Source organism: Roseisalinus antarcticus (assembly GCF_900172355.1).
Taxonomy (GTDB): domain Bacteria; phylum Pseudomonadota; class Alphaproteobacteria; order Rhodobacterales; family Rhodobacteraceae; genus Oceanicola; species Oceanicola antarcticus_A.
Window position 1 is genome coordinate 56679 of sequence record NZ_FWFZ01000010.1, and the last position, 13442, is coordinate 70120.

Below are 13442 nucleotides of genomic sequence, written 5' to 3' on the forward strand. Positions count from 1 at the left end.
AGCGCCGTCTTGGCGCGACCGGCCTGCCGGAGCCTGGAGCTTTTGCCCGAAACAATGCCCGGGCCCGACCCCACGACGGATCAGACCCGGCTCCGCCCTTTCCCCCAGCCCGTTCCCCAACAAGGAGAAGATACATGAGCAAGACATTCGAAATCGTGACATTCCGCCTCAAGGAAGGCGTGACGCATGAGGAATTCAACAAGGAAACCATGTCGATGGAGCGGAATTTCCTCGGCAAGCTGCACGGGTTCGCAGATCGCGACACCGGCATTTCCGACGACGGCGAAGTGGCCGTGGTGCTGCATTGGGACAGCGCCGAGGACGCGCAATCGTCGATCGACAAGTTCGTGGACGCCGAAGACACCAAGTCCTTCACCGCGATGATCGACATGGAGACCTTCAAGATGCGGCGCTTCTCGCTCACCGACCACTACGACCTGGTGTCCGGCTAGCCTGCCGCGACCGTCTATTCCCTCAGGCACCGGCTTGCCGGGATCGCGGGGGCACACACCGTCGCCCATCAAGATGGGGCACCGTACGGGACCCGGTGGCGATGACGCCACCGGATTTCATGGGACCACCCCGGGTCTGGCGCGGTCTCCGCGCCCAAAGCGACGATGACAAAGGAGCACACGATGCAGACTGCCGACCGTCCTGCCGATCAGACGCCGGGATTGCCATCCGGCATCCCGAAAGAGCGTGTGGCGGGCCTGTTCGACGGGATCGTGGCGATCACGGCGACGCTCCTGACGCTCGAATTCGCGGTCCCCGACTCTGGCGGCCCCCTCACGGCGGACCTTCTGGTCACGACGGGCAAGTCCGTCATCCATTGGGCGATCAGCTTCATCATGGTGGCGGTGATCTGGAACGAATTCCATTTCGTCTTCGCCCATTCGCGCCGCTGGGACAGCGGCCTGCTGCTGGTGACCTTCGGGCAGATGGCCCTGATCTCGCTGGTGCCCTTCGCCGCCGAACTGGTCGGCGAGAACCCGACGAGCCTGATCGCCGCGCTGATCTTTTCGGGGATCATGGGGGCGAATGGTCTTCTGGTCTCGGCCAACATCTACGTCCTGCAACGCAAGGATCACCTGCACGCGTTCGAGTGCGCCCACGCGGCCCTCGCCCGCAGACGTCGGGCGCAGATGCTCATCTATCCGGCGTGCCTGGTGATCTCGGTCACCGCCGCGATCCTGCACGACCCAATCATCGGCATTCTGGTCTGGGCGCTCTGCCCGCTCGCGCTCGCCGGCCATGTGCGCCACGCGGCCCGGACCTCGGTCACACCCCAGCCAAATTCGGAGGTCGCCATATGAGCCGCCTGCAACACCCGCCGCTCGCAGCCCCCATGGCCACTCCGGCGGCCCCGCTCTCGGGACTTGCCATGGCGCCGTCGGGCCTGCCGGTCCAGCACATGGGCCGCGAGATCTGCGCCGATCTCAAGGCTCTGGAAACCCGCGAATGGCTGATCACCAACGGGATCGGCGGCTATGCCGGCGGCAGCCTCGCCGGCACCAGCACCCGGGGCTATCACGGACTTCTTGTCGCAGCCCTCTCGCCGCCGGTTGGCCGCACCCTGATGCTTGCCAACGTGATCGAGACAGTCGAGATCGACGGACAGCGAACACCTCTCTCGACGATCCGTTGGCATGATGGCGCGGTCTCGCCCGCCGGCTGGATCGCGATGACCTCCATCACCTTCGAAGGCACGCTGCCCACCTGGCGGTTCACGGGCCAGGGCTTCACGCTGGAAAAGACCGTGTTCATGGATCACGGCGCCAACGTGACGCGTATCGACTACCGGATCGCGCAAGCGACCGGTCCGCTGAAACTGCGGGTCGAGCCCCTGACGGACTTCCGCGACTATCACGGCCGCAGCTTCGCGGGGGGGCCGCTGCCGCAGATCACGGCCGAGGGCCGGACCCTCACGGTCGCCGGTCCCGACGGGCCGGCCGGCGACCTGCACATGTGCCTCGAGACAGCGACCTCCGCGGTTCGCGCAGGCAACTTCCTCGACTTCGACTTGGCCAGGGAACGGGACCGCGGCCTGACGGATCGCGAAGATCACGTCCACGCGGGGTATCTCGAATGCTGGTTGAACCAGGGTGAAACGATCCAATTCGTGGCCTCGGCCGGGGAGCCGGTCGGCCCCGACTCCCGCGCCCGCTCGCGGGCGCTCGCGCGGGAGTCCGAAACCCTGTCCGTCTTTCAGGGTTCGGGCACTCAAGGCACCGACGGGCCGGGCAGAAAAGAGCGGGCAACGACGCCCCCTGCTGCGCCGCTGCCGGCTTGGGTTGCCCGGCTGGCGCTTGCGGCGGACCAGTTCATCGTTCGGCGGACGCTGAGCGGCGGCACCCCGGGCCACAGCATCATCGCGGGCTATCACTGGTTCGCCGATTGGGGCCGCGACACGATGATCAGCCTGCCCGGCCTCACCCACACCTGCGGGCGGCCGGAGGTCGCCGCCTCTGTCCTGCAAGCCTTCGCCGATGTGGTGGATAGCGGGATGATCCCCAACCGTTTCACAGACGATGGCGGCGCCCCCGAGTACAACACCGTCGATGCGACGTTCTGGTTCATCGAGGCGGTGAACTCACACTGGCGCATGACCGGCGACGATGAGTTCCTGCGGCAGATATTCCCTCTGCTGACCGGCGTCGTCGAGGCGATGCAGGCCGGCACCCGCTACGGCATTCAGGTCGCCGAGGACGGGCTGATCCGCGCCGGGGAGCCGGGCGTTCAACTCACCTGGATGGATGCCAAGGTCGGCGACTGGGTCGTCACACCCCGGATCGGCAAGCCGATCGAGGTCAACGCCCTGTGGCTGTCGGCCCTGCATTTCATGGCCGAGGCCGCACCGGTCGCGGGCGCCGACTCCGCGCCCTTTGCTGAAAAACTCACCAAGGCGCGAGCGGCGTTCGAACGCTTCTGGAACCCCGAGACGGGTCACGCCTTCGACGTCATCGACGGGCCGGACGGCAACGACCCGGCATTGCGCCCCAACCAGATCTTCGCCGCGCGGGCCGAACTCGCTGCCTTCGACGCTGACCAGCGCAAGGCCATCGTTGACAGCTGCGAACACGCGCTGCTGACGCCCGCGGGCCTGCGCAGCCTGGCGCCGTCGGACCCGGCTTACAAACCACGCTATGGCGGCGACCAGGTCGCGCGGGATGGCGCCTATCATCAGGGTACGGTCTGGCCCTGGCTGATCGGCCCATTCATCGAAGCACATCTCGACGCCTATGCCGACCCCGACCGCGCGGCCGCGATGCTCGCGCCCTTGGCCGACCAGCTGGGGATCGAAGCCATCGGCACGATCGGCGAGATCTTCGAGGGTGATGCGCCCCACGGCCCCCGCGGCTGCGTCGCGCAAGCCTGGAGTGTCGCCGAAGTCCTACGCGCCTGGCGCCTCATCACCGCACATGGATCGGATCGCTGACATGGCGCCGACGACCCTCGACCCCACCAATTCCGGAGCCCGCACATGACACTCACCGCCGAGGATCTGCGCCTTTCCCCCGAAACCCGGTCCGACTGGCTGCGCTGGGGCCCCTACCTCAGCGAGCGCCAATGGGGCACCGTCCGCGAAGATTACAGCGCCGGCGGCACGGCCTGGGATTCCTTTCCCCATGACCACGCCCGGTCCCGTGCCTACCGATGGGGCGAGGACGGAATTGCCGGCTTCTCCGACGACGCACAGCGCGTCTGCTTCGCGCTGGCCCTCTGGAATGGCAAGGATCCGATCCTGAAGGAGCGGCTGTTCGGGCTGACGAACGACCAGGGCAACCATGGCGAGGACGTCAAGGAAATCTATCACTACCGCGACGCGACGCCCAGCCACAGCTCCATGCGGATGGCCTACCGCTATCCCCAATGCGCATATCCCTATGCCGATCTCATCGACGAGAATGGCCGTCGCAAGGGAAGCGACCCGAGCAGCCAGGAATACGAGTTGCTCGATACCGGCGCCTTCGACGAAGACCGGTTCTTCGATGTCGAGGTCGAGTTCGCCAAGCGCGATACCGACGATATCCTCATCCGCATCACCGCAAAGAACCGCGGACCGGACCCGCACCGCCTGTGCCTTCTGCCGACGCTCTGGTTCCGCAATACCTGGAGCTGGGACCCCGACGCGCCGAAACCGCAGCTCGGCGCCGCCGGGGATAGCATCGTTTGCGTGGATCATCCGGAGATGGCGCCCCATCGGCTGGTCTGTCCCGAAGCCGACGCGCTGCTCTTCTGCGACAACGAGACCAATGCCGCCCGGCTCTACGGTGTCGATGGCCCTCTCTATCCCAAGGACGGGATCAACGACCACGTCGTTTCCGGCGCGGCAACAGTGAATCCGGAGCAGACAGGCACCAAGGTGGCCGCTCTCTACGACCGCGTCATCGGCCCCGGCGAGACCGCCGTCGTCACCCTGCGCCTGGTGAAGGGCAGTGCCGCCCGCAGCCTTCCCAAGGACACCGAAAAGGTCTTCGACATGCGCCGGTCCGAGGCAGATGACTTCCATGCCGCGCGTCTGCCCCACGACACCACCGAAGAGCGCAGGCAGATCTCGCGGCAGGCACTGGCCGGCATGCTCTGGTCCAAGCAGTTCTTCTACTACGGTGTCGCCGACTGGCTCGATGGCGACCAGATGCCGCCGCCCGAGGACCGGAAGGGCGGGCGGAATGCGCAATGGCGGCATTTCAACGCCCAGGACATCGTCTCGATGCCCGATTGCTGGGAATATCCGTGGTTCGCCAGCTGGGATCTTTGTTTCCACGCGGTCGCCCTCGCGCGGGCCGACGTGACCTTTGCCAAGGACCAGGTTCTGCTGCTCATGCGCGAATGGTACATGCACCCCGAGGGGCAGGTCCCGGCCTATGAATGGGCCTTCGGCGATGTCAATCCTCCGCTTCAGCCCTGGGCCGCCCTGCGGATCGCAGCCTATGAACAGCAGACCACGGGCAAGGTCGATCTCGGCTTCCTGCGCTCCGTCTTCGACCATGGACTGCTCTATTTCACCTGGTGGGTGAACCGGAAGGACGCCGCTGGCAACAACCTCTTCCAGGGCGGTTTTCTGGGCCTCGACAATATCGCAGTCTTCGATCGGTCTGCCGGATATCTTCCGGGCGGCGGACGGATCTATCAGTCGGATGGCACGACCTGGGTCGGCTTCTTCGCCCTCCAGATGATGGAAATCGCCCAGATCCTGGCCGAGGAGGAGCCGGAGAAGAACGACTTCGCCGCCAAGTTCTTTCAGCATTTCGTCTATATCGCTGACGCGATGGATCACGTGTCGCGGACGGCGAATGGCTCGGCCTCGCTGTGGGATGCCGAAGACGGGCTCTACTACGATGTGCTCGAGGTCCACGGCACGTTCAAGCCGCTCAAGGCGCGCTCCCTTGTCAGCCTGATCCCGATGATCGCGGCCTCCGAACTGGATGTCGACGCGCTGGAGACCGCCGAGAACGGCCGTTTCCACGACAGGTTGACGTGGTTCAGAAACGAAGAGGCCACGCTGCTGGACCGGGTGACCGGAGGTCATGCAATGGATCCCGGTCCCAGGATGCTGTCCTTCCTGTCGAAACAGGATCTGGCGCGGCTGTTGCAGCCCATGCTGGACGAGGCGGAGTTCCTTTCCGCCCACGGCATCCGCTCCATGTCCAAGCGCCACGAGGCCGAACCGTTCCGGATCGAGGTCGATGGAGAGACGTTCGAGGTCGGCTATCAGCCGGCGGAAAGCAAGTCGGGCATGTTCGGGGGCAATTCAAATTGGCGCGGGCCGGTCTGGATGCCCATGAACTACCTGCTTGTCGACGCCCTGCGCCGCTACGACGCCCACTACGGTGAGGGACTCAAGGTCGAGTGCCCAACCGGATCGGGCCAGTGGAAGACCCTGGGCGAGGTCGCCGACGAGATCTCCGAACGGCTGATCGCGATCTTCGAGACCGATCCGCAGGGACGCCGCCCCGTAAATGGCGGGGCCACGCGCTATGCCGGCGACGGATGGCGGGACGACATTCTGTTCTACGAATATTTCAACGGCGACAATGGCGCCGGGATCGGCGCCGCGCACCAGACCGGCTGGACCGGTCTCGTCGCAGTGCTGGTGGAGGAACAGGCGGTCCGTCACGCCACCAGGGGCGCCGGCCTCAGTCTCGTGGAGCAGGCCAGCGCCTGGACCGCTCCGGACCCGGTGGAAGAACTCAAGCCGACCGGCACCTGACCACGGCTCCCCCTTGCTCAGCCATTTCGTAACCTCTCCAGAATAGAGATTCTTCATGACGACAAACCTGTCCTCGCCGCCCCTGACAATCCCCCCCGAGGTTGCCTTCGGCACCGAATACGATGTCGCGATCGTGGGGTCCGGCGTCAGTGGCGCCATCATTGCCAAGCGTCTCGGCGCCCAGGGCTTTCGCGTCCTGGTGATCGAGGCGGGGTCGGGTCGCGACATCACCGTCTCGGACTACGCGGAGAGCGTGGAGCGGTTCTATACCACCGTGGGCAAGGACAATAACGCGCCCTATGCCCTGAACCCCGACGCCCCGATGCCGCGGGATTACCACACCAAGAAGCTCAACGACGGCGAGACCAACGACCAGGGATACCTGGTCCAGAGGGGCCCGCTGGAGATCGACAGCACCTACAGCCGCGTTCTGGGCGGCACCACGCGCCACTGGGAAGCGAAGGCCTTGCGCATGGTGCCGGACGATTTCCGCATGCGTACGACCTTCGGGCAGGGCCGCGACTGGCCCGTCAGCTATGACGACCTGGAGCCCTATTACCGCGAGGCGGAGCGCGAATTGGGGGTCTCCGGCGATGTCGAGCATCAGCGCTATGCCGGGCTCACCTTTCCTGAAGGCTATGTTCTGCCGATGCATCGGATGCCGCCCTCCTACCTCGATCAGGTGATGGCGCGGGACCTGGCAGGCATGGAGATTACTCTCGGCGACGAAAGCTGGCCGCTGGAAGTGCGCTCGACCCCGCAAGCGCGCAATGGCATCCCGAACAGGGCCTATGACAACGGCAAGGGCTATGTGCCGACCGGGGCGGTCAGCCTGCATCAGGCGGAAATGGGGGGGCGGTGCCAGGGCAACACGAATTGCGTGCCAATCTGCCCGGTCCAGGCGAAATACGACGCCCGCAAGACCCTCGGCGCGGCGCTCGGGTCAGGCAACGTGCACCTGCTGGGCGCCACGGTCGCCACCCGGGTCGAGATCGACGAGGTGTCGGGTCGGGTCACGGCGATCGAGTGCCTCAGCTACGGCGGACGCGACCGCGGCGAGACGACGGCGGGCAAGATCCGGGCCAAGACCTTTGTTCTGGCCGCGAATGCAGTCGAAAACCCGCGGCTGATGCTGGCCTCCGGGCTGGCCGGTCGCGCAGGTCTCATGGGGCGCAACCTGATGGATCACGTCTACCTGCTGACCTGGGCGTTGATGCCCGAAGTCGTCGGCGCTGGCCGGGGTCCGCTGTGTACCTCCGGCATCGAGGATATGCGCACCGGGGGGTATCGCGCCCGCCAGGCTGCGGTCCGGTTCTCCATTCACAACGATGGGTGGGGCTGGGCCACCGGCGCCCCCTACACCGACCTCGAAGACCTGCTGGAGATGCAGAACAAGTTCGGGGCCGATCTGCGCCGGGGGCTGGTAGACCGGGTGTCGCGCCAATTGCTGCTGGATTGCATGATCGAAGTCCTGCCCGACGAAAGCAACCGGATCAGCGTCGATCCGGCATTCCGCGACGCCCATGGCAACATGCGACCGGTGCTCTCCTTCGACGTGGGCAGCTACACGCTTGAAACGGCGGCTTTCTCAAGGCGACTGACCCGACAGATATTCCAGCGGCTCGGCGCCGAGGACCACACACGCTACGACCCGCGGGCACCCGGCTATGTGACCCATGACGGCGAAGGCTACGTGTTGCGCGGCGGCAATCACTGGGCAGGCACACACATGATGGGGACCAACCCCGCGTCATCGGTCGTGGATGCGCATCAGCGCAGCTGGGACCACGCCAACCTGTTCCTGGCCGGCGCCGGGTCCATGGCGTCGATCGGAACGGCGAACACCACACTCACCCTGTCCGCCCTTTGCCTGCGCACGGCAGAGGCCATTGCCCGGGATCTGGGCACCGGCACATTCACAGGCCAAACCGCGGGAGAATACGCATGAGCCTTCACGTCATCCAGAATGTCGAGGGGCTGCGACGGCACCTCTATGCCGCATTGCAGCTCGAGCATGCGACGATCCCGCCCTACCTCACGGCGCTCTATTCGATCCGTCCCGGCACCAACGCCGAGGCTGCGCAGATCATCCGGACCGTGGCGGTCGAAGAGATGTTGCACCTGACCCTCGTCGGGAACGTCCTCAACGCGATCGGCGGCAGGGTCGATCTGACCCGCCCGGGCTTCGTGCCCGCCTACCCCGCCTATCTGCCGGACGGAGAGACCGACTTTCAGGTCTCGCTGCAGCGCTTTTCGCCCGAGGCGGTCGAGACCTTTCTGCGGATCGAGCGTCCAGCGAGCCTCGACGCGCCCGAAATCCGCACCGTATCGCGCACCCCGCATCCCTCGGGGATCGACGCAGCGCGCGTCAGCGACGCTGGAGAGGAGCATTTTTATTCCATCGGCGAATTCTACAAGGCCATCGAATCCGGCCTCAAATTCCTCCATGCGCAAATGGGCGACAAGCTGTTCTGCGGGGACAGGTCCAGGCAGATCGGGCCGGAATACTACTATTCTGGCGGCAGCGGATTGATCGAGGTGACCGATATCGACAGCGCCCTCGCCGCGCTGGAGCTTATCGCCGAACAGGGCGAAGGGATTCATGCCGACATCTTCGACGAAGACGGTGAGATTGCCCACTACTACCGGTTTCATCAGCTGGTCGCGGGCAAATATTATCAGCCGGGCGACAGCCCGCACGAGCCTTCGGGGGCGCCGGTGCCCGTGGATTGGTCGGCGGTCTATCCCGTGCGCACCAATGCCAGGCTGGATCGGTTCTCGTCCGCGGATCTGCGCGAGAGCGCCGCTGCGTTCAACACAGATTACGCCAGGTTTCTCAAATCACTGACCGAGGCGTTCGACGGCAAGCCCGACCTCTTCCTCGAGGCGGTCGGCGACATGTTCCGGCTCAAGGACGCCTTCGGGCAGTTGGTTCGCACGCCCCTGGGCGACGACGAAACCGCCGCGCCCACGTTCGAGATCGACGCCGCGATGGAGGCCCTGAGATGACGCCATCGACAACACTTGATGCCTTCGCCAATCTCAGTGCGGCGCTCACGGGGTTCGACGCGGCCCAACTGATCGGCACCGGCAATGCGGAGCTATTTTGGGATTTGCTGGTCGCCCGCGCCGGTCCGGCCAACGCCGAGGCGCTGCTGACGGTCTGGACCGAGCAGGTCGAAGCCGAGGCGCATCGGGACCGCGCGATCCGGATCGCTATCCTCAGCGATCGTCGATACGGGCCCATGGCGCGAAACCTGATCCGTCTCTGGTACGTCGGCACTTGGAAACAATTGCCCGCCGACTGGCGCGGCGCCTATGCGCCGACCCTGGCGGACGGCGACATCATTCCGGCCCCCCAGGCCTATACCGAAGGGCTTCTATGGCCCGCCGTCGGGGCCAATCCGCCCGGGGCGAAACCCTTCGGCTATGCCATGTGGGCCAAACCCCCGCGCGTGACCCTCGATTCAAAGGATACCCCCCATGCTTGACGGAAGCTCCCTCTTCGACCCGGCCAATGTCTTCGTCGGCATTACTCCTACGGGCTGGACCAACGATGACTACCCGCTTCTGGGCAATGACATTTCGTTTGGCCAATGCGTCAGCGAGATGGCGCTGGCCGGCTTTCAGGGCTGTTCCATCGGACACAAGTTTCCCAAGGACGAGGCCGTTCTGAAGGCCGAACTCGACCGCCGCGGCCTGCGCGTGTCAGAGCCCTGGGCCTCTACCTTCTTCACCGTCCAGGACATGGCCGAGCGTACCGTCGCCGATTTTCGGAAGACCATGGCCTTCATCAAGCGCATGGGCGGGACAACGGTCGTGGTCGCGGAACTGGGCGGCGCAGTCCATCAACAATCGGTCCCGCCGATCGCGAACAAGCCTGTCTTTTCGGATGACCAATGGGCGGCGCTGGTGACCGGCCTGGATACCCTTGGCCGGATCGCGGCCGAGGACGGGATGACCCTTTGCTACCACCATCACATGGGCACCGGCGTGATGACCCGCGCCGAAACCGACCGGCTGATGCACGAAACCGATGAGCAGTTCGTCCATTTGCTGCTTGATACCGGGCACCTCTACTGGGCCGGCGACGATCCCCTCGAGATGGCGCAGGCCTATGCCTCGCGGATCCGCCATGTCCACCTCAAGGACATCCGCCACGACGTGATGGAGCGGTGCAACGCCACCCATCTCAGCTTCCTGGAATCCGTGATGGAAGGCGTCTTCACCGTTCCCGGCGACGGCGCGATCGACTTCGCCCCGATCTTCCAGACCCTGTCCAGCGCCGGTTTCAAGGGCTGGCTCATGGTTGAGGCCGAACAGGATGCGGCCAAGGCCAACCCGCTCGACTATGCCCGCAAGGCGCGGGCCTATATTCGCGATACGGCGGGGATCTGATATGCGCTACAGAATTCTCGAAGATATTGGCGGCAGGCGGAAATTCGTCCTCGTGCTTGATGCCGGCGAAGAGGTGACGGAGGCGGTTGCGCATTTTGCCGCCGAACTGGGCGTGAAGGGCGCCAGCCTGTCGGGGATTGGGGCGTTGTCCCGGTCCCATCTGGGCTGGTTCAATCCCGCGACCAAGGAATTTCGCGAAAACCAGATCGACGAGCAAACCGAAGTGCTCGCGATCACAGGCAACATTGCCGAGGCGGCCGAATCTGACGGCCACGGACATGAGCATCCACATATTCATGGTGCTGCCCAGGGGGTTCGCCTGCACATGCATATTGTTCTCGGATGCGGAGACGCGACCGTTCGGGGCGGGCATCTGGTTTCCGGCACCGTATCGCCCACGATGGAACTGATCGTGGAGGAAGCCGCCACCCATCTCACCCGCGGCCTCGATGCCTCCAGCGGTCTGGTCCTTCTGGAACCCCGTCAGCCCTGCCCCAACCGACTGGACGTGCCGAGACTGGCGGAAAGGGTGGCCTCATGAAATTCGCCGTCAATTCCCTGCTGTTCACCGGCACGATGACCACCGATGACCTGCCCCTGCTGAACAAGGTCGCAGACATGGGCTTCGACACGCTGGAGGTTACGCCGGTCGATCCGGATGCTTTTCCTGCCAAGGCCCTCCGCGCACGTGCCGCCGATCTGGGCCTGAGCCTGAATGCCAATTTCGCGCTGCCTGTCTCGGCCAACACCATCAGCCCCGATCCCGCCGTGCGCCAGGCGGGTATCGACCTTGGCCGAAAGGTCGTCGATCTGTGTGTCGAGGCCGGCGTAGAGATCTATTGCGGCGCCAACTATTGTGCCTGGGGCTATCTTCCCGGCCGACGCCGCACCAAGAAGGAATGGGATTGGGGGGTAGAGGCCTTCCGCGCCGTCTGCGCCCATGCCGCGGATGCGCCGATCACCCTTGCGGTCGAAACCCTGAACCGGTTTGAGAGCCACTTTCTCAACACGGCCGCGGACGCCGTGCGGTTTGTAGAGGAGGTTGGCCTGCCCAACGCGGCCGTCCACCTTGATACCTTCCACATGCTGCGTGAAGAGGATGATCTTGCCGGCGCGATCCGCGCGACCGGCAACAGGATGGCCTATTTCCACGCCTGCGGCAGCCAGCGCGGTGTTCCGGGTCGCGACATGGTCCCGTGGGACGCCACCTTCGAAGCGCTCCATGCGATCGGCTACGACGGCACCATCGGTATCGAAAGCTTCAACCCCGACAACGAGAAACTGGCCCAGCTCGTCTGCATCTGGCGCGATTTCGCGGCCAGCCCCGACGCCCTGGCCACGGAGTCGCTGGCCTACCTCAAGGTCAAGACGGCCGAGGTCTTCGGTCCGGACGCGGTCGCAGGCCTCGCCCGCCCAGCCGCGGAATAGGAGCATCCCATGACCGAAATGACCAAGCCGCAGGCGGGTATGCCAGATCTGACCGCGCCGAAACTGGCCGGTGCCGGCTGTCTGGCGCCCCGCCGGCCGCGCGGCGCCGCCGAAAGTGGTGGCGGCAGATATTCCCGGCTTTTCCCGGGATTGCCGCCGCTCGGCCCCGCCCCTGCGGTGCTGATCGCGCTGGGGCGCGAAGGCGGCGTTTGCGACGGCGGCATAGCCGTGCGGGAGGCGACGCCCGCAGCCGGTTGGCCGTTTTTCGGCCAGTTCATCGCCCATGACATCACCGCGGACCGGTCCCCGCTTGAGCGGACCGAGCATGGGGCCGTCTCGAACGCGCGTGCGCCACGGCTGAACCTCGAATGCCTCTACGGAGGCGGGCCGGCCGGCAGCCCTTACCTGTTCGACCGCGACGATCCCGCCAAGTTCCTACTGGCACCGGGCGGGAAGGACGTGCCCCGGGCTCGCCAAGGCATCGCGATCATCGGCGACCCCCGCAACGATTCACACCTGATCATGGCCGCGATGCACCTGGCCCTTCTCAAGGCGCACAATGCCTTCGTCGATATCGCGCGAAACCGCGGGGTGGACGAGGGCACCCTGTTTGACGCAGCGCGACAGGCCCTGACCTGGCATTATCAATGGGTTGTCACGCAGGAATTTCTGCCATCTCTCATCGGCGCGGATCTTGTAGCCGGCATTCTATCGGGCCGCGATGCGCTTCCTTTGCCGGAGGGCGCCACTCTGCCCCTCGAATTCGCCGATGCGGCCTATCGCTACGGCCACTCCCAGATCCGGCAGAGCTACATTCTCTCCCCCGGCGGCCCGACGCTGTCGCTCTTTCCAGATCTCCTCGGCTTTCGGCCCGTGCCGAAGGATCGGTCCGTGGATTGGCGGGTCATGTTCGACGGCGCCCCCGACGTCGGCACACAACGCGCGACCCGGATCAGCGAGCGTCTGCCCATGGCGTTGATCGCCCTGCCCGAAGAGGTCACTGGCGCGGTGCAGGAGCAGGGCTACCGGTCGCTGGCCAACCGCGACATGCAGCGTGGCGTCGTGACCGACCTGCCGTCGGGAGAGGCGGTGGCGCGAGCCCTGGGCGTCGCGCCTCTGCCGCGTGACGCGATCGGGCTGCAGGATTGGTCGGGCGAAACGCCCCTTTGGTTCTACATCGCCCGCGAGGCCGACACTTTGGGAGAGGGCGATCACCTCGGCCCCGTCGGCGGCCGGATCGTGGGCGGCGTGCTGCTGTCGCTGCTGCAGCGCGATCCAGCCTCCTACCTCACTCTCGAGCCGGACTGGAGGCCCGAGATCACGCCGCTCGACCCAACCCGGCCCTTTGCGTTGCTCGACCTTCTGATGCTCGGCGCCGATTCCCCAAACCACTAGCGAAAGACAC

The 13442-nt window shown here is 65.4% G+C and carries 11 protein-coding genes; all 11 read left to right on the forward strand.

What is annotated here, in order from left to right; all coding sequences use genetic code 11:
- The first annotated feature begins 134 nt into the window (after window positions 1-134).
- The 11 genes from ROA7023_RS11325 to ROA7023_RS11375 all read left to right on the forward strand — a co-directional run bounded on the left by ROA7023_RS11325 (window position 135) and on the right by ROA7023_RS11375 (window position 13432).
- Window positions 135-452 (forward strand): hypothetical protein, encoded by a 318-nt coding sequence (locus ROA7023_RS11325; protein WP_085879157.1) that lies wholly within the window; start codon window positions 135-137, stop codon window positions 450-452.
- 183 nt (window positions 453-635) lie between these two features.
- Complete coding sequence (locus tag ROA7023_RS11330) at window positions 636-1313, forward strand: TMEM175 family protein (RefSeq protein WP_159458488.1); 678 nt, start codon at window positions 636-638, stop codon at window positions 1311-1313.
- Entirely contained in the window at window positions 1310-3436 is a 2127-nt protein-coding gene (locus ROA7023_RS11335; protein ID WP_234992163.1) for an amylo-alpha-1,6-glucosidase, read from the forward strand. Before ROA7023_RS11330 ends, ROA7023_RS11335 begins: the two co-directional genes overlap by 4 nt.
- A 45-nt stretch (window positions 3437-3481) precedes the next feature.
- Entirely contained in the window at window positions 3482-6211 is a 2730-nt protein-coding gene (locus ROA7023_RS11340) for an MGH1-like glycoside hydrolase domain-containing protein (protein ID WP_143535530.1), read from the forward strand.
- A 55-nt stretch (window positions 6212-6266) separates the two neighbouring features.
- Window positions 6267-8159, forward strand: coding sequence for a GMC family oxidoreductase (locus ROA7023_RS11345; RefSeq protein WP_085879159.1), 1893 nt, complete (start codon window positions 6267-6269; stop codon window positions 8157-8159).
- Window positions 8156-9220 (forward strand): ferritin-like domain-containing protein, encoded by a 1065-nt coding sequence (locus ROA7023_RS11350; protein ID WP_085879160.1) that lies wholly within the window; start codon window positions 8156-8158, stop codon window positions 9218-9220. The genes ROA7023_RS11345 and ROA7023_RS11350 overlap by 4 nt, the downstream gene beginning before the upstream one ends.
- Complete coding sequence (locus ROA7023_RS11355) at window positions 9217-9702, forward strand: hypothetical protein (protein ID WP_085879161.1); 486 nt, start codon at window positions 9217-9219, stop codon at window positions 9700-9702. Before ROA7023_RS11350 ends, ROA7023_RS11355 begins: the two co-directional genes overlap by 4 nt.
- Window positions 9695-10609, forward strand: coding sequence for a myo-inosose-2 dehydratase (gene iolE / locus ROA7023_RS11360; protein WP_085879162.1), 915 nt, complete (start codon window positions 9695-9697; stop codon window positions 10607-10609). The genes ROA7023_RS11355 and iolE overlap by 8 nt, the downstream gene beginning before the upstream one ends.
- Before the next feature lies 1 nt (window position 10610).
- Entirely contained in the window at window positions 10611-11150 is a 540-nt protein-coding gene (locus tag ROA7023_RS11365) for a PPC domain-containing DNA-binding protein (RefSeq protein WP_085879163.1), read from the forward strand.
- On the forward strand, window positions 11147-12037 hold the full coding sequence (locus ROA7023_RS11370) for a sugar phosphate isomerase/epimerase family protein (protein ID WP_085879164.1): 891 nt from the start codon (window positions 11147-11149) through the stop codon (window positions 12035-12037). The genes ROA7023_RS11365 and ROA7023_RS11370 overlap by 4 nt, the downstream gene beginning before the upstream one ends.
- Before the next feature lie 9 nt (window positions 12038-12046).
- Complete coding sequence (locus tag ROA7023_RS11375) at window positions 12047-13432, forward strand: peroxidase family protein (protein ID WP_143535531.1); 1386 nt, start codon at window positions 12047-12049, stop codon at window positions 13430-13432.
- Window positions 13433-13442 lie beyond the last annotated feature (10 nt).